Here is a 16,860-nt window from a genome sequence, read left to right as displayed (position 1 = left end):
TCCATAGTGCGACGTTGCATGGCGGCGCTGGCCGCCGTCACCCTGCTGTCCCTCACCGCCTGCGCCACCGACGAACCGGGCGCGGGCCCGTCGGGCGGTTCCTCCTCCTCGGCCGCCGGGTCGGGGACCGGGGAACAGTCGAAGTTCTTCGTCCAGGCCGACTACGACGCCGAGTTGGCGTTGCTCGGTGCGACCCCGACCGGGCCGGCGGACAAGCCGTGGGAGCAGATGCTCAACCCGACCATGGTGGACACGGCGACGTTCAAGAAGGCTGGTCCGCACAAGATCTGCTTCTCGAACGCCGCGCTGAACAACCCGTGGCGGCAGGTCGGGTTCAAGACGATGCAGGCCGAGGTGGAGGCACAGAAGAGCCGCATCAAGGAGTTCGTGCACGTCGACGCCGAGGGCAAGGACCAGAAGCAGATCGCCGACATCAACGATCTGCTCGGCAAGGGCTGTGACGCGCTGATCGTCTCGCCGAACACCACCGCCACGCTCACCCCGGCGGTCGAGGCGGCCTGCAAGGCCGGCCTGCCGGTGATCGTCTTCGACCGTGGGGTCAACACGAAGTGCCCGGTGACGTTCATCAACCCCATCGGTGGGTACGGCTTCGGTCACGCCGGCGCCGAGTTCGTCAGCCAGAAGATGAAGCCCGGCGGCAAGGTCCTCGCCCTGCGCATCCTGCCCGGGGTCGACGTCCTAGAGACCCGCTGGTCGGCCGCGAAGGTGGCGTTCGACAAGGCGAAGGTCGACGTGGTGGGGGTGGAGTTCACCGACGGTGACCCGGCCAAGACCAAGAAGATCGTCGACGACTACCTCCAGCGGTACGGCACCATCGACGGTGTCTGGATGGACGCGGGTGCGGTCGCCGTCGCCGCGGTCGAGGCGTTCCAGGACGCGGGCAAGCCGGTGCCGCCGATCAACGGCGAGGACCAGCTCGACTTCCTGAAGGTGTGGAAGGACAAGAACCTCACCGCGATCGCGCCGACCTACCCGACCTACCAGTGGCGTACCCCGATCATCGCGGCGTTGCGGATCCTCGACGGCCAGCAGGTGCCCAGCCCGTGGAAGCTGCCCCAGCCGACCATCACCCAGGACAACCTGGACCGGTACCTCGACGCGGACATGCCGCCGCTGCACTACGCGATGTGCGGCTGCACCGACCTGCCCGGTTACCCGCAGCGCTGGAAGTAGGCCCGGTGTACGCCGTCGGCGTCAACCCCTGGGTGTGGGCGTCGCCCGTCGACGACGACGCCCTCGCCGAGCTGATCCCCCGGATCGCCGCGTTCGGCTTCGACGCGGTCGAGTTGCCGATCGAGCAGCCCGGCGACTGGGACCCGGTGCGGACCCGGGACCTGCTGGCCGCGCACGGCCTCGTCGCGGCCGGCGTCTGTGCGGTCACCCCGCCGGGGCGGGACCTGGTGAACGCGTCCCCGGCGGTCGTGGCGTCGACCGTCGCGTACCTGCGGGGGTGCGTGGCGGCTGCGGCGGCCGTCGGCGCCCCCTGCGTCGGTGGTCCGGTGTACGCCTCGGTCGGGCGCACCTGGCGGATGTCACCGGCGGCCCGGGCGGACTGCTATGCGGAGTTCCGGCGGGCCCTGTCGCCGGTGGCCGAGCAGGCCGGTGAATGTGGCGTGAGCATCGGGGTGGAGGCGTTGAACCGCTACGAGACCAGCGTGGTCAACACCGTGGCGCAGACGGTCGAGCTGATCGATGGACTGCCGTCGAGCGTCGGCATCATGATCGACACCTATCACATGAACATCGAGGAGTCCGATCCGTACGCGGCCCTCGCCGCTGCCGGCCCGTACATCAAGCACGTCCAGGTCAGCGGCACCCACCGGGGCTCACCCGGGGCGGACCACTTCGACTGGCCGCGCTTCTTCGCGGTGCTGGGGCAGACCGGTTACCGGGGTGCGGTCTGCATCGAGTCGTTCACGGCGGAGAACGAGACCATCGCCACCGCCGCGGCGATCTGGCGTCCGTTGGCCCCGTCGCAGGACCGGCTCGCCACGGACGGTCTGCGCTACCTACGGGGGGTCGTCGCCGGCCCTCGCGTCGCTGCGGGCTGATGCGGTGAATGCGCTGATGTCCTGCCGGCGGCAGGACTGCCGGAGTGCCTTGACAGCAGGACCGAACGGCAGGACAGTCGTCGTACTTATCGATGATTAACGATCTATGGGCGAGGGGTGCCATGCGTAAGTCGCTGACGGCTGTGGCCGCCGTCGTTGTTGCCATCGTCGCGATGATGGCCGCGGTCTCGCACGCCAGTGCGGCGAACGCGGCTGCCGGTTGCCGGGTGGACTACGTCGTCACCAGCCAGTGGACCGGCGGCTTCCACGCCGACGTCGCGGTCACCAACCTGGGCGAGCCGGTCAACGGCTGGACGCTGCGGTTCGCGTTCCCCGCTGTCGACCAGCAGTTCGCCCAGGGCTGGAGCGCCACCTGGGCCCAGTCCGGCCAGCAGGTCAGCGCGACCAACCTCAACTGGAACGCGACCCTGGGCACCAACGGCGCCGCGAACATCGGTTTCGTCGGTGCCTGGTTCGGTAGCAACCCCGTGCCGGCGGCGTTCACGCTCAACGGCGTCGCCTGCACCGGCGGGGTCCTGCCCAGCAGGACGACGGCCGGGCCGACCACCTCGCCGCCGGTCGCTGACTACCCGGCGTACGTCAACTGGGTCAGTCCGACCGTCGGCGCGGTCTACACCGCACCGGGCCCCGTCCCGCTGGCCGCGACCGCGACCGTGGGCGGCGGCCACTACATCACCGGGGTGTCGTTCCGGGTCAACGGCGTCACGGTGGCCCAGGGTGTGCGGACGACCGGCGACCGGTTCGACGCACAGTGGACACCCCCGACCGGCGCCCCCGGGACCAGCACGACCTACGTGCTCAATGTCTCGGCCGGCACCGACCAGTCGCTGTCCGGTGGTGCGCCGCCGCTGCTGGTCACGGTGGTCACGCCCCCGTCCTCCGGCACCAACCACCCGCCGGCGGTGGCGCTGAGCACCCCCGGTGGGCAGACGTACTTCCTCGAACCCACGACGGTCACCCTGGTCGCCGACGCCACCGACGCCGACGCCGGGGACCCCGTCAGTCGGGTGGAGTTGTATCTCGGCACGACCAAGCTGGCCGTGACGCCCACCAACAGCGGGCAGCGCTACCAGTTCCAGGTGCCCCTGTCCGCCGGCACGTCGTCGACCTTCACCGTGCGGGTCCACGACTCCCACGGCGGTGTCGGCATCTCGAACCCGCTGACCTTCACCATCCGCTAGCCCGTCACCTCCGGTCCGTCGTACCCCTGCCACGGTGGGCGTACGACGGACCGGAGGTCGGGCGGGTGCAGGCCGGGTGGGCGGATCACGACGCGGTGGCCCGGGGCCTCCTGATGACCTCGATCATGCTGGCCAGCGCCTCGTCGCCGTGCCCGCTGCCGGCCCGCTCCCGGAGCATGTCCCGGATCGGGACCATCACGTCCGGCCGGATTCCCTGGCCCCTGCTGGCCTCCACCAGCTTGGCCAGACCGGCCGCGTTCAGGCCCACCGTGGAGATGTCGGTGGCGTACCGGCCCGCGTCGACCTGCCGGGCGGCACCCGTGATGCTGGGCAGCACCACGTGGGTGATCCAGGACCCGACGAACGGCGTCAGCGCCGCCGCGGGGACGCCCTCGGCGGTGAGCATCGCGAAGCCGTGCAGCGCGCCGGCGAGCGACGACCAGAGGATGCCCAGCAGCGACAGGTCGTAGAGACTGGCGACCCCCGGGTCCGCACCCAGGAGGACGCTGTTGCCGCCGAGGACCTTCAGGGTCGACTCGTACGTGTCGAAGACCTCCGCCGGGCCGCCGTAGAACAGCAGGGTCTGGGGGAGCCCGACGGCCGGCGGCACCGTCAGGAGGCAACCGTCGAGATAGCTCGCCCCCAGGGACTGCGCCCACCGCGCGGCCCCCCGGGCGTCCTGCGGCACCCCGGAGGTGAGGTTGACGATGGTCTTGCCGTCGAGTGCCTCCCGCACCGGTTCGAAGATCTCGTACAGGGCCCGGTAGTCGACCACGCAGACCACCAGGAGGTCGCTCGCGGCGACCGCGTCGGCGATCGTGTCCGCGCGGCGCGCGCCCTGCTCGACAAGCGGGTCCGCCCTGCTGGCGGAGCGGTTCCACACCGTCGTGGGGTGGCCGGCCCTGAGATATGCGCCCGCCAGGGCCGAACCCATCATTCCGAGGCCGACGACCGACACGCGTACGCCATTGTCACCGGACACCGGTGTCACGCTCCTCTGTGTTCCTGAAAAGGCGGGAAAGGGATTAGGTGCCGGCACACAGAAAGCAGGTGCCGCCGCCGATTCGACAGTGGTGAGCCTAGACGCGGGCAGATGAGCCCTCAACCACTTACTGCAAGGTATGTGAGCGGTCGCCGATCACCCCACCCGGCGGAGCCGGCCGCGGACGATGGCCGTTCCCCCAGCCCGGGGTGGCTGGAATGGGGCTTCCGGACGCCGGGCCCGTCGGGTGGTGCCGGCCTTTCCGTGATCGCGGAAAAGGGCAGCCGACCAGGTGTAGCCGCCAGGCGCGGGGCTGGAATCGGCCCGCATTTCGGGACACCGGAGCAGACGCACACCGTGCCCCCGTCGTGCGAACTTTCGAGATCATCAGGAGTCAATTCCGACGGCGACCGGAACTGGGGTGGACCCGTGCCGTGCGTCGGCCCGACGGTCGGTGCCGTGGGCCCGGGTGCACCTGGCCCCGGCCATGACGGGTGCCCCCGCCGCAGCCGGGATCACCTGTGGCGGGCGTCCCACGAAACGGGGGACCGGGCGACCTCGCGCGCTAGACTCTGCGGCACACCGGAGCGCGTGGGGAAGGCGTCCCGGCCGTTCGGGGAGTGGGCGAATTGAGTGTCAGGGTGCGGCCGACGCATTGCGGACTCGACGCCGCGATCGAGGTGATCAGTGGCAAGTGGAAGGTCGTGATCCTGTGGGCCCTCAGCGACCGGCACCGACGGTTCGGTGAGCTGAGAAGGCTCATCGGAGTGAGCGAAAAGGTGTTGTTCCAGCATCTGCGCGAGTTGGAAGCCGACGGCATCGTCCACCGGGAGACCTCCCCGGGCCTGCCGCTGCGGGTGCAATACTCACTCACCGATCGCGGTCAGGCGCTGAATCAGGCGCTCAAGCCCCTAGGGGCATGGGGCCGGGAACATCTGCCGGAGCGGGCCGTGCCCGTGCCCGGCGACAATTGACTCCGGGCGGGGAATGCGTCGGGCGGCTCCGCCCGCCGCCACCGCCCACCGTCGTCCCGGGTGACCGCGTCCCGTCGCCGCCCGCGCGGCGGCAGGCGGGCCGCACGCGGCGGCTCGGTGCGGACCGCACGCGGTAACTCGGTGCGGGCCGCACGCGGTAACTCGGTGCGGGCCGCGTCCCGGCGGCTCGGTGCCCCCCGGATCGGGCATCCGTCGCTTACCATGGGTGTCGCTTCGGGGGCGGTACCCTTGCGGTGGCATCCGATGCGGTGGTTTTTTCCTGTTCTGGTGGTTCCTGTTATTGGGGTGGTGGTCGCGGTGGCGGTCGGAACGATTCTCAGCTTCGACGACGTGAAGGGGTACGGCTTCATCAGCCCGGAGGGCGGTGGCGAGGATGTCTTCGTCCACGCGAACGACTTCGGCGATCAGCGGCCGAACGTGGCCCCGGGCATGCGGGTGGAGTTCGAGTCGGTGGAGGGGAACCGGGGGGTCAAGGCGCTCTACGCGCGGCTGCTCAACCCGGGCCCGGTGACACCGCGCGCGACCGTCGCGCGCAGCGTGCCGGCCGCGACGGGCGTGCCGGCCGACCGCGCCGACGACGACGAGTGCGACGTGCTGACCGCCGCCGCCTTCCGCGCCGACATCACCGATCTCCTGGTGGAGCAGGTCCCGACGCTCACCGGTGGCCAGATCAGCCAGATCCGGCAGCACCTCACCCAGTTCGCCCGCTCGCACGGGTGGCTGGAGGACTGACTCCGCCGGCGGCCGGCCCGTCGTCGCCACGGCTGCGGCGAGGGCCGGGCCCCGCCGCAGCCTCGACCACGGATCGATCGCACGGACTCTGCACCCGTGCCGCCTCGACGGGCTCTCCGCCGTCGAGGCTGCCGGTGTCTCCGACGGCAACCTGCCCCCGTGGGTCCGGTGGGCGGCAACCTGCGCAGGCTGGTCCGGCTCGTGTTAACACTTGACGTCATCGATGTTAGCGATAACGTACGAGGGTCAGTGCCGCCCTGCCGCCCGCCACCCGAGGTGATCAGTTGAAGCGTCGCACCCTGCTGTCCGCCACCGGTGCCGCCCTGGCCGGGGCGACCCTGCTGCGCCCCGCGACCGCGTCCGCCGCCCCCGGGGACGGTTACGTCATGGCGTACTTCACCGAGTCGCCGAGCATGACCGCCGCCAACTACGGGCTGCACCTCGCCGTCAGCAGCGACGGCCTGAACTGGACCCCGCTCAACCAGAACCGCCCCGTCGCCACCCCGACGCTGGGCAGCCGTGGCCTGCGCGACCCGTTCGTCCTGCGCAAGCAGAACGGCGGCTTCGTGGTGCTCGCCACCGACCTCAACGGCACCGACTGGAACTACCAGAGCCAGTACCTGCACGTCTGGGACTCGGCCGACCTGCGTACCTTCACCGGCTACCGGCTGCTCAAGGTGCACTCGCTGGCCACCCACGCCTGGGCGCCCGAGGCGTACTGGGACGCCGGGCGCGGGCAGTACGCCGTGGTCTACTCCGCCGTCACCGGCGGCCGCAACGTGCTGATGGTGAACTACACCAGCGACTTCGTGACCGCCTCCGCCCCGCAGACGTTCTTCGACCCCGGCTACGACGCCATCGACGGCAGCTTCGTCACCGTCAACGGGGTCAACTACATGTACTTCAAGAACAACACCAACAGCACCCTGCTCGGCACCCGCTCCACCACCCTCAACCCGGGCAGCTTCAGCATCCACACCGCCGCCGTCAGCCCCGGTCGGGGCGTCGAGGCCCCGCAGATCGTCAAGTCCCACACCGCGAACACCTGGTACCTGTGGGGCGACACGTGGAGCCCCAACGGCCGGTTCTTCTGCTGGCAGACCAGCAACGTGGCAGGCGGCACGTGGAGCCTGCTCAACGACCGGGCGTACACCCAGCCGCTGAACTCCAAGCACCCCGGGATCGCCCCGGTGACCTCGGCCGAGCTGACCGCGCTCACCGCCGCCTGGGGGCTGCCCACCTGGAACCGGATCAAGTCGTACAACTTCCCCGACCGCTACCTGCGGCACGGCAACAATGTCGCGCGCATCGACCCGTACCCGTTCGAGCCGTACCAGGACCAGCTGTGGACCCTGGTGCCCGGCCTGGCCGACCCGGCCGGGGTGTCGTTCCGCTCGGTGAACTACCCCGACCGGTACCTGCGCCACTACGACTACACGATCCGGTTGGCGGCCAACGACGGCACCAGCGCGTTCCGGGGCGACGCCACGTTCTACCGCACGGCCGGCCTCGCCGACTCGTCGTGGACGTCGTTCCGGTCGTACAACTTCCCCGACCGTTACCTGCGCCACTACGACTACCTGCTGCGCATCGACCCGCTCACCAGCAGCTCACCGGCCACCGACCGGCAGGACGCCACCTTCCGGATCGGCTACTGACCACACCCGGCACACCGGCGGACGCCGAACCCGCCCGTCGGTGCCGGCGCGCCCGGCCCTATCCTGGCCCGATGTCGTACGCCGAACTCCGTGTCGACCAGTGGAACGACCGGTCCGAGGAGGCCGCCGGCCGACTGGCCCGGGAGATCGCGGCACGGCACGACCTGACCGTGGTGGGCCTGCGGGACACCACCTACGCGGGACGCCGGCACCGCACGGCGGTGTTCGACCGGGGCGGGCTGCGGTTCGCGCTGGTACCCGGCGGTCGGCCGACGCTCGGCTACGACGCGGCCCGGTTCCACCCCGGCGCGGCCCAGGCGGCCAGCTACGCCGACAGCGCCGAGGAGTACGGCCTGCCGCCGCTGACCGAGCACCTCGACGCGATGACCTCGCCCGTGCGCGACGTCGACCTGCCGGCGATGCTGGTCGCGGTGGAGGCGTTCGAACCCGGCGAGATGCCGGTGCCGCCGGACGACCCCCGGGTCGGTGAACTCGTCGCGTCCCTCGGCCGCCGGAGCGACGGGGCGGGCACGGTGAGCTCCGCCGACGGGCTGACCGTCGAGCTGGACTCGACCGGCCGGGTGACCCGCGCGGTGCTGGTCGAGGAGTTCGACCACGACGAGGCGATGGCCGCCCTCACCGACCTCGGCCTGCGGACCACCAGCCCGGACGAGTGGGAGTGGGCCTGCGGCGCGGGCGCGACCACCCTGTTCCGCTGGGGCGACGACACCCCCGACGACGGCTACCCGGTCGAGCAGGTGACCGGGGTGCACCGCACGCCGAACCTGTGGGGGTTGGCGATCGGTCAGGACTCCTACCGGTACGAGGTGACGACCGAACCGACGGTGGTGTGCGGCGGTGACGGCGGTGTCGTCACCTGCGGCGGTAGCGGCTTCTTCCTGGGCTGGCTGACCCTCGCGACGGCCTACCGGGACGGGGACTTCGGCCGGTGGCTCGCCTCCGACGACGGGTACGCCGACGAGACCCTGACCCGACCGGTGATCAGCCTGGGCTGAGCGACGGCCCACCGGCCGCCGCCCGGGCTACTCGTTCACTGCCGACCGTATTGGGCCCGGGGCGTGTTCCACCCGGGCCGCGCCCCGGGCCCGACGGTCGACGACCACGAGCAGCATCGCGACGGCGATCGCTACCGCCGCCAGCACCAGCGCCACCGTGTGCAGCGCGTCGGTGAAGTGCCGTCCGCGCAGGCCGACGGGGCTCGCGGCGGCGATGAACGCCCCGGCCGCCGCGATGCTCACGTTCTCGGTGGAGAGTCGGATGGTGTTGAACAGCCCGGCCGCCGCCCCCCGTCGGCTCTCGTCCGCCTCGGAGACGGCGAGCCGGTCGATGTGACCGGAGGGCAGTCCGGCCCCCGCCCCGATGGCGAGCAGGGGCAGCGCCATGGTGGGCAACGTGCTGCCCGGCGACAGGGTCACCAGCCCTAGCGCGCCGAGCCCGCAGAGCACCACCGACGTGACCAGGACCGGGGTCATCCCGACGCTCCTGATCAGGATGCCGCCCACCGGCGGCAACGCGATCGTCGGGGCGGTGAGCACCAGCATCCAGGCGCCCGCCTCGGTGGGGGACAGGCCCACCACGTTGATCAGGTACGACGGCAGGTAGACCAGGATCGGCACCAGCACCACCATCAGGGTGCCCGCGGTGATCGCGATCGCCGTGTACCGGGGATTGCGCAGCAGCGTCAGGTCGGTCACCGGGTGCGCCACCCGACGCTCCACACCGACGAACGACAGCAGCAGCACGGCGGACAGGGCCGCCCCGCCCCACAGCAGCGGATGCGTCGCCCCGAGCCGGGGCGCCTCCACCAGGGTCGCGATGCCGATCAGCGAGGCCCCGGTGAACAGCAGCGCCCCGGCCCAGTCGAACGGCGGGTGGGCCGACGTCCGGCGTGCGGCGGCGGGCGGGCGGGCGGCCAGGGCGAGACCGATCACCAGCACGCCCACCGCGGCGGGTACCCCGAACACGGCCTGCCACCCCAGCGTCTCCAACGCCACGCCGCTGAGCTGCGGTCCGAACGCCAACCCCACGCCGAGCAGGGTGCCCAGCAGGCCGAAGGCGCGGGCCTGCGCCCGGCCGGTCAACACGACCGACAGCAGCGCCACCCCGCCGGTCACGGTGGCCGCCGCGCCGACGCCCGTGACGGCGCGGGTCAGGTTCAGCACCAGCACCGTCGGTGCGAACGCCGAAGCGGCGGAGGCGACCGCGAAGACCGCCACCCCCGACAGGAACACCCGGTAGGGGCTCCACCGGTCGGTGACCGCGCCGCCCAGCACGAGGAACGCGGCGAACGTCGCGTTGTAGGCGTTGACCACCCACTGCGCGGCGACGGTGCTGGTCTGGAGGTCGTGTTGGATGCCGGGCAACGCGACCGACGCCCCGGTGATGGTCAGCGGGAGGACCGTGGTGGCCAGCAGCACGGCCACCGCGTGGACCTGTGCCCGGCGGGTCGGCCGGTCCCGGTGCTCCTGCGCCCCGGCGGAATCCGGTGCGGAGAGGTGACTAGACATGAGGTTCCGTTAGAGGTGTGGGCCCCGGCGTCCGGGGTCCGTGGTGAGGGCGATCAGGTCGGGAGGGCGTCGCCCCGGCGACGCGGTGGGTCAGCCCATGATCAGGCGGAGTTCCTTGCGGTTGCCGATGCCGAGCTTCTTGTACACATGGGTCAGGTGCTGCTCCACCGTGCTGATCGTGATGCTGAGATCCCGGGCGATCATCTTGTTCTGCTTGCCCCGGCCGGCCAGTGTGGCGACCTTCAACTCGCTGTCGGTGAGCGTCGACAGGAACGCCGGCGGACGCCGCTCCAGCACCGTGACGGTAGCGTAGTCCCCGCGTCCGAAGTCGAGCGGTTCGGTCTGCAACCGGCGCAGGATCAGGAAGAAGTCGGGGCTCGACGAGAACCGCTCCAGCGTCGTGAGGATCGCCTCGCGGGCACCGCCGAAGACCACCCCGACGCTGTCCGTGGTCTGCATGGCCCGGGCCCGTATCTCGTCGCCGCGGGCCTGCAACGCCGCATCCACCAGGTGTACGGCGACGTCCTGCTCGCCGAGCATCTGGTAGCCGGCCGCCGCCGCCAGCCGCCACGGGAAGAGGTGCTCCAGCGCCATGCCCCACTCGGCCATGCTCCGCCCGCAGCTCATGAACCGGGTCACCGCGCCGCGTGGGTCACCGGTGCCCAGACAGAAGTGCCCGAAGCCGTGCCGGTACCAGAGGCTGTAGCTGGACTCGTCCATCAACGCCGACGGGGTGGTACGCAGGTGGTGCACCGCCGCGCCGATCCGGCCCAGGGCCAGGTTGCCCAGGACCACGGTGGCCAGCGGCTCACCGATCCGGTGCGCCCAACGCCTCGGCTGCATCATCCGCAGCGCCTGCTCACCCCACTCGACGCCGCCCTGCACGTCGCCGTCGAGCAGCGCGCAGACGGCGTGCAGGCTGGTGAGCCGGGCCCGCCAACCGATCGGGTTCTGCCCGCCGAGACGCTGCCGGGCCGCCGCCGCGCAGGCGGCGGCGTTCGGATCCCCGGACAGCAGCAGGATGCGGATCGCGCAACTCACCAGCCACTCGACGCCGGTGGGGATCTGGGCTTCCTGGTTCTCCAGGTAGTCACGGGCCATGGTGACGTGGTCCAGGCCGGGCCAGGTGGCGGTCATCGCGTTGACCAACCCGAGGGTCATCAACTGCTCGCGGCTCATGTCCTCAAGGGACGTGCCGTGCCGGGCCTCACCGCAGGGATAGAGGTCGGTGAGCCGGTCGAGGGCGCCGGGGAAATCGCAGGAGGCCAGCACCAGCGACTTCCACCGGTCGGATTCACGTGCCTCGGGGTGGCCGGCGAGCGGTTCGAGGCTCGCCTCGATTCTCCGGAACACCCGGTCGTAACCAACGACCTGCCTGATCGGCCGTCGCGCGGAATCGACATCGGGCCGCAACCACGTCCCCGGGAACTCTTCCGGGTAATCGCCGAATAAGGGTTCGGTTATCATTGGTCCCCCTGCCGTGCAAGTCGTTCCGAATTGCGTGACCGGCCCCTATGAAAGCACTCCTGTCTGTTCGACCGCTGATCTTTACCGGCACTGATCTTTACCGGGACGTGCCGGCGGTACGGCCGTCAGCGGGAGATCCGTTCCTCTCCCGCGATGACGACCTCCGTGAACGGATGCGGGGCGACCGGGTGCCCGGCGTTGACGATCCACGCCTCGCCGGTACGTCCCGTCGCGTGCGCCTGCTCGGCGGCGGCGGCCACCTCCTCCGGTGTCACCAACCCGACACCCGCACGCACCAGCGCGTCGCGCCGGTCGGCGAGCATCGGGGTGTCCACCGCGCCCGGGCAGAGCGCGTTGATCCGGATGTTCACCTGCCCGAGCGGGCCCGCGAGGGACCGGGCCAGCCCGACCACCGCGTGCTTGCTCGCCGAGTACAGGGCGTCCGGCGACGGACGCACCCCGGTGGTGCTGGCCGTGACCAGCACCGCGCCACCGCCGTGCGCCCGCATCGGCGCGTACGCGGCCTGCACGCCGAACACGACGGAGTCGACGTTGGTCCGCATCATCGACTGGTACGCCTGCGGGTCGAACCCGTCGCCGACCGCCGTGCCGGCGAGCACGCCCACGTTGAGGTGCAGCAGGTCCAGTGTCCCGTGCCGGGTCAGGGTCGCCTCGACGTACTCCTGGCAGCCGGCCATGGTGGTCGCGTCGGTGTGCACGAACAGCCCGTCGCACCCGCCGGCCACCGCGCGCCCCCGCCCGGCGTCACGGTCCACGATCACCACTTGCCAACCCCGGGACCGGAAGCGGTGGGCCACTGCGGAGCCGATCCCACCGGCACCCGCAGTGACCACCAGGACCTGTCCGGTCACGGAGCCGCCACGCCCAGGACGTGGCTGAACACGTTGAGCGGGTCGTAGGCCGCCTTGGCCAGTTGCAGGCGCGGGTAGTTGTCGCCGTAGAACAGCGTCGACCACGACACGCCGGAGGTGTTCTGGGTGCTGTCGAGGAAGTCGATGTCGGGCCAGTTGATGTAGGACCCCTCGTTGCGGGCGTCCGGCGCCGGCACCCCACCGGTCTCGGCGTACACGTCCCGGTAGAGCCCGCGCAGCCAGTCGATGTTCGTCGCGTCGGCGCTCGGGTCGTCCCAGTAGCTGGTGAACGACGCGGCCATCACCGACGAGCGGTGCGCCGTCGCCGTTGCGGTGGGAGCGGTGGCGTTGATCGCCCCGCCGTACGACAGCAGCGTCAGGCCGGACGCCGGGTTGGTGTAGCCGCTCGCCGTGAGCCGGTCGAACACCCGCCCCGCCTGGGCGTCGGTGTAGCGCTGCTTGAGCAGGCCACCCTTGCTCTTGGAGCGCAGTGGGCCGGTGATGCCGAACGCGGCGGCCGTGGTCGGCAGGTTCAGCGTGGTGGTCAGCCACGGCCGGGTGCCGGTGTCGAGGATCGTCGGCGTCGCGGTGACGCCCGCGGTGATCGCGCTGACGTAGGAGCTGCGCAGCGTGTTGTTGCCGCTGACCGTAGGGTCGACCTGGGCGACGACCGACAGCCGGCCGTACTCGCTGCGGTTGGCGGTCAGCGCGGAGAACAGCTTGGTGCCGGTGGCCCCGGGGGCGCTGTTCAGCTCGTGCCAGGTGCCGTAGTTGGCCATGATCCGGACGAAGTCCGCCCGGGACACGTCGGCCCAGTTCCAGGTGAGGATGGTGTTGGCGACCGCACCGGGCGGCGTCGGCAGCAGCGTGCTCGGGTTGGTGCCGGTGGCCGTGGCGCTGCGCAGCCAGAACCGGGTGACGATGCCGAAGTTGCCGCCCCCGCCGCCGGTGTGTGCCCACCACAGCTCGCGGTTCGGGTCCCCGGTGGCCCGGGTTGCCACGACGGACTTCGCCGTGCCGGTCGCGTCGACGATGACGACCTCGACCGCGTCGATGTAGTCGGCGACGATGCCGTGCTGCCGGGACAGCATGCCGAACCCGCCGCCGGTGGCGTGCCCGCCGATGCCGACGCTCTGGCAGGAGCCACCGGGGACGGTGACGCCCCACCCCCAGTCCAGCCGCCGGTACAGGTCGCCGAGGGTGACCCCGCCCTGCACGCAGAAGGCGTTACGGGTGGTGTCGAAGGTGACCGAGCGCATCTCGACCAGGTCGATGACGACCTTCGCCGCCGGGTCGTCGACGAAGTTCTCCAGGCAGTGCCCGCCGCTGCGGACCACGACCTTCTTGCCGGCCGTCACGGCCGCCTGCACCGCGGCGACGACCTGCTTGGTGGTACTGACGATCCGCACCGCCTCCGGGCTGCCCACGAAGCGGCGGTTGAACCCGCGCTGGAGGGCGTCGGCGTAACGGCGGTCGGTGGGGCCGATCGTCACCGGCCCGGGAGTCTTCTGCCCACCGGCCAGGCTGTCGACCTGGGCGGGCGCGGCGACCACGTGGTCGCCGATCAGCGTGCTCGCACCTGCGCCGGCGATGACGGTGCCGACACCGGACATCAACCGCCTACGGCTCAACCGGGACAAGCTTCCCCCTGGAATTGAGTGAATGTGGGGTGGACACCGCGCCCGATGCGTCGAGGCCCGGCGAAGAAACGTCAATGGGGGCGCGCGGCGATGCGCTCGCCACCTGTCGAACGGACCGTAACCTTACTATGGGAATTTCGCCGCAGCCAACGGTCGAAGCGCTCGCCAGAACCCCTAGATCTCCCCTAGGGAAATTGTGTCCTGGATCACCTGAGTCGACGGTAATGGATGCGCTGAGCTATCCGGCCGGCACCCCGAATCAATGCAGAAATGCCTGATCAGCGCAGTTCCACCCGGCCCTGTCGGGCATGTTCGCGGTCGTATGCCTCCTGCGCGTCGAGCATCGCGCCGAGGTGGTCGTGCGCCCACTGGACGGCCAGCTCGATGGCGGGCAGCAGGGTCCGACCCAGCTCGGTCAGGCCATAGTGGACGCTGCGCGGCGGGCCGGGCTGCTCCATCCGGGCGACGAAGCCGTCCCGTTCCAGGCCGCGGAGCGCCGCCGTCAGCACCTTCGCCGTGACCGGGCCGATCTGCGCCCGGATGTCGGAGTACCGCATCGGTCCCTCGGCCAACAGGGAGATCACCATCGCCGTCCACTTGTCGCCGATGTGGATCGGCGCGATGCCGGACGGGCAGACCGGATCGAAGCGCGAGGTGGAGTCCGTCACCGATCCAGCCTAACGAGGTTTCCCGGAAGAAACCTCGGTGCTCGTTACCGTGGCACGCCGGCGCCGTTCGCAGCCGTACAGCCCGTACGCGTGGGCGGCAAACCGGAACATCGGCATCGCGAGAGAGGGACGACCAGTGACCAAGATCGTAGTGTTCGGCGCAGGCGGCAAGGCGGGCAGGGCGATCGTGGCCGAGGCCGCCAGCCGTGGGCACGAGGTCGTCGCGGTCGTCCGGGACACCACCCGGTACGCCGACCTCTCCGGCTCCGGCGTCGAGGTGGTCGCCGGCGACGTCACCGACCAGTCGCAGGTCGCCGCCCTGGTCAAGGGCGCGGGCGCGGTGGTGAACGCGGTCGCCCCCGGTGCCGGGGACAACATGGCGACGTTCTTCACCGCCGCCGCCGGCGCGCTCGTCAACGCCGTCGCCGAGACCGGCGGGGGCCGCCTGGTCGCCATCGGCCTGTCGGCCTACCTCGACGCCGCGCCCGGCGTCCGGGTCATGGACACCCCCGGCTTCCCGGCGCAGTTCCAGGACTTCGCCAAGGCCCACGCGGCGGCGCTCGACGTGCTGCGGGAGGCGCCGGCGACGGTCGAGTGGTCGGTGGTGGTGCCGGCGATGGAGTTCGACCCGGAGGGCGAGCGGACCGGGGCGTACCGCGCGGGCGACACCGGCATGCTTGCCGACGCCGACGGTGCCAGCCGCATCTCCTACCGCGACTTCGCCATCGCCGTCCTCGACGAGGCCGAGCAGGGCGCACACCCGCGCACGCACTTCGCCGTCGCCTACTGAGCTCCGGCGCGGAGCACACCGCGTCCTGACCGTCGGCCCGGAACGCCGCGTCCGGGCCGGCACGAGTGGTAGCCGGCGCGGGGCGTCGCCCGCCCGGCCGCCTGGACGCGGGCCGGAACCCGCCCGGTCGGCTGCCCGCAATGGGCGCGGCAGCCGACCGGGCGGGTGGCCCGGGGGTCCCGTGACCGGGGTCGACCGTCCACGACGGACCCACCCCTGTGCCGGCACAGGACTGAAGCCCGGGCCGGCTGCGGCCTCCGCCACCGGCCCCCGGTGCGAGGGGTAGCCGGTGGCGGCGGCCGCAGCATGACAGGGCGGCGGGTCGACCGGAGTGCCCGGCTACCGGGCCTGCGGCTGGGAAACCGCCGGCCGCGGCCAACGGCACCGCCGACATCCACCGCCTCGGCCGCCGCCGCGCCTGGTTCCTGGTCCCGGCTCTGGCATTCGGCACGGCACAGCGGTCCGCCCATGGCTGGAGGGTAGATTCGCTGGCCGCTGGCCGCTGGCCGCTGGCCGCTGGCCGCTGGCCGCTGGCCGCTGGCCCGCCGGAGGTATCCCGCGCGTGGGGTACGTGACCCCGGGTCTCCTCGGATCGACCGTCCGCCGTGCCCCGGACCCGGTCGCTCGTCGCCCGGAGTTGGCCCGTTCTGCTCGCCGGGGCGTGGCCCCGCGCGGGGCAGCCCCCGTCCTGCTGCGCGGAGGGCCGGGCGCGCGTCGGATCGTCGTGCCGGTCGCGTGCCCTGTTTCCGCGCCGGTCGTCCGCTGCGTCCACGACCGGTGGCGTGCTTTCCCTCTCTGATTGTTCGCGTTCTCCCGGAGCGTCGACGCCGGCGCGGTGAATTGTTTCCGCCGGGGAACGGTCTTGTTTCCGCCGCCGCCCCCATTGTCGGTGGCCGCTGATCCACTTTCGAGCATTTTCCCAGCGTGGTAATTGCGCGCCGCAGGGTCGTGGTGTCGTACGCCACTGGCCAGCCGATGACGAAACAATACGAGTCCGGTTCTGATCAGCATGCGTATCGGTGCTCCGGTGCCCGTGGTCGATGTGGCGGCGGCCGCCCCGCCGGTGTGGCCGGGCGGGTGCCGGCCCCACCGCCGCCCAGAGTCGCGCCGGCCGGAAAGTGCACTACGGCGGCCCTTTTGGATCGGCATCGCCGCCCGGCGCGGCCGGGTTCGTCAGGTGGCGACCGGTCAGTTGCCGCCCGTCGTCGCACGCTGCGGTGGCGGCGCTGGGTCGGCCGGGTCCAGCGCGGGGAG

The 16,860-nt window shown here is 71.5% G+C and carries 14 protein-coding genes; 8 read left to right on the top strand and 6 right to left on the bottom strand.

Going from position 1 to position 16,860, the window contains the following annotated elements; translation table 11 throughout:
• Window positions 1–6 precede the first annotated feature (6 nt).
• The 3 genes from AB0K25_RS16270 to AB0K25_RS16260 all read left to right on the top strand — a co-directional run bounded on the left by AB0K25_RS16270 (window position 7) and on the right by AB0K25_RS16260 (window position 3,274).
• Window positions 7–1,194: an ABC transporter substrate-binding protein gene (locus AB0K25_RS16270; protein ID WP_308290820.1), complete on the top strand. Its 1,188-nt coding sequence runs from the start codon at window positions 7–9 to the stop codon at window positions 1,192–1,194.
• Between the two features lie 5 nt (window positions 1,195–1,199).
• Window positions 1,200–2,072 carry a sugar phosphate isomerase/epimerase family protein gene (locus tag AB0K25_RS16265; protein WP_219463277.1) on the top strand — a complete coding sequence of 291 codons (873 nt, stop codon included), beginning with the start codon at window positions 1,200–1,202 and terminating at the stop codon, window positions 2,070–2,072.
• 122 nt (window positions 2,073–2,194) lie between these two features.
• A complete protein-coding gene (locus AB0K25_RS16260) occupies window positions 2,195–3,274 on the top strand; it encodes a cellulose binding domain-containing protein (protein WP_357537382.1) in 1,080 nt (359 codons plus the stop codon).
• 85 nt (window positions 3,275–3,359) lie between these two features.
• Here the strand turns inward: AB0K25_RS16260 and AB0K25_RS16255 are convergent, their stop codons facing one another.
• Window positions 3,360–4,256, bottom strand: coding sequence for an NAD(P)-binding domain-containing protein (locus AB0K25_RS16255; RefSeq protein ID WP_219463273.1), 897 nt, complete (start codon window positions 4,254–4,256; stop codon window positions 3,360–3,362).
• Window positions 4,257–4,885: 629 nt separating this feature from the next.
• On the opposite strand from AB0K25_RS16255, the gene AB0K25_RS16250 reads away from it, so the two are divergent.
• From AB0K25_RS16250 to AB0K25_RS16235, 4 genes are all read left to right on the top strand, one after another.
• Window positions 4,886–5,230, top strand: a complete 345-nt coding sequence (locus tag AB0K25_RS16250; RefSeq protein ID WP_208567666.1) for a helix-turn-helix domain-containing protein — start codon at window positions 4,886–4,888, stop codon at window positions 5,228–5,230.
• Between the two features lie 318 nt (window positions 5,231–5,548).
• Window positions 5,549–5,983 (top strand): cold shock domain-containing protein, encoded by a 435-nt coding sequence (locus AB0K25_RS16245; protein ID WP_308291102.1) that lies wholly within the window; start codon window positions 5,549–5,551, stop codon window positions 5,981–5,983.
• 284 nt (window positions 5,984–6,267) lie between these two features.
• Window positions 6,268–7,641 carry a glycoside hydrolase family 43 protein gene (locus AB0K25_RS16240; protein WP_219463269.1) on the top strand — a complete coding sequence of 458 codons (1,374 nt, stop codon included), beginning with the start codon at window positions 6,268–6,270 and terminating at the stop codon, window positions 7,639–7,641.
• A gap of 71 nt (window positions 7,642–7,712) precedes the next feature.
• A complete protein-coding gene (locus tag AB0K25_RS16235) occupies window positions 7,713–8,657 on the top strand; it encodes a hypothetical protein (RefSeq protein WP_219463267.1) in 945 nt (314 codons plus the stop codon).
• A 27-nt stretch (window positions 8,658–8,684) separates the two neighbouring features.
• Here AB0K25_RS16235 and AB0K25_RS16230 read toward each other — a convergent pair whose 3' ends face one another.
• From AB0K25_RS16230 to AB0K25_RS16210, 5 genes are all read right to left on the bottom strand, one after another.
• On the bottom strand, window positions 8,685–10,169 hold the full coding sequence (locus tag AB0K25_RS16230; RefSeq protein ID WP_363820854.1) for an MFS transporter: 1,485 nt from the start codon (window positions 10,167–10,169) through the stop codon (window positions 8,685–8,687).
• 90 nt (window positions 10,170–10,259) lie between these two features.
• Entirely contained in the window at window positions 10,260–11,522 is a 1,263-nt protein-coding gene (locus AB0K25_RS16225; protein ID WP_363820851.1) for a LuxR C-terminal-related transcriptional regulator, read from the bottom strand.
• A gap of 239 nt (window positions 11,523–11,761) precedes the next feature.
• Window positions 11,762–12,508: an SDR family oxidoreductase gene (locus tag AB0K25_RS16220; protein WP_363820848.1), complete on the bottom strand. Its 747-nt coding sequence runs from the start codon at window positions 12,506–12,508 to the stop codon at window positions 11,762–11,764.
• Window positions 12,505–14,139, bottom strand: coding sequence for an FAD-binding protein (locus tag AB0K25_RS16215; RefSeq protein ID WP_208567535.1), 1,635 nt, complete (start codon window positions 14,137–14,139; stop codon window positions 12,505–12,507). Before AB0K25_RS16215 ends, AB0K25_RS16220 begins: the two co-directional genes overlap by 4 nt.
• 287 nt (window positions 14,140–14,426) lie before the next feature.
• Entirely contained in the window at window positions 14,427–14,816 is a 390-nt protein-coding gene (locus AB0K25_RS16210; RefSeq protein ID WP_307799254.1) for a helix-turn-helix domain-containing protein, read from the bottom strand.
• Between the two features lie 136 nt (window positions 14,817–14,952).
• On the opposite strand from AB0K25_RS16210, the gene AB0K25_RS16205 reads away from it, so the two are divergent.
• Window positions 14,953–15,606, top strand: coding sequence for an NAD(P)H-binding protein (locus tag AB0K25_RS16205; RefSeq protein WP_219463261.1), 654 nt, complete (start codon window positions 14,953–14,955; stop codon window positions 15,604–15,606).
• Window positions 15,607–16,860: the final 1,254 nt, after the last annotated feature.

The organism is Micromonospora sp. NPDC049257 (assembly GCF_040678915.1).
GTDB classification, from domain to species: domain Bacteria; phylum Actinomycetota; class Actinomycetes; order Mycobacteriales; family Micromonosporaceae; genus Micromonospora; species Micromonospora antibiotica.
Note: the sequence above shows the minus strand (reverse complement) of the source record. Positions and strands in the feature narration are given on the sequence as shown.

Bases quoted from the DNA above. Each gene is read 5' to 3' on its own strand.
- AB0K25_RS16260 (WP_357537382.1), top strand. From the start codon at position 2,195: ATGCGTAAGTCGCTGACGGCTGTGGCCGCCGTCGTTGTTGCCATCGTC.
- AB0K25_RS16235 (WP_219463267.1), top strand. From the start codon at position 7,713: ATGTCGTACGCCGAACTCCGTGTCGACCAGTGGAACGACCGGTCCGAG.
- AB0K25_RS16230 (WP_363820854.1), bottom strand. From the start codon at position 10,169: ATGTCTAGTCACCTCTCCGCACCGGATTCCGCCGGGGCGCAGGAGCAC.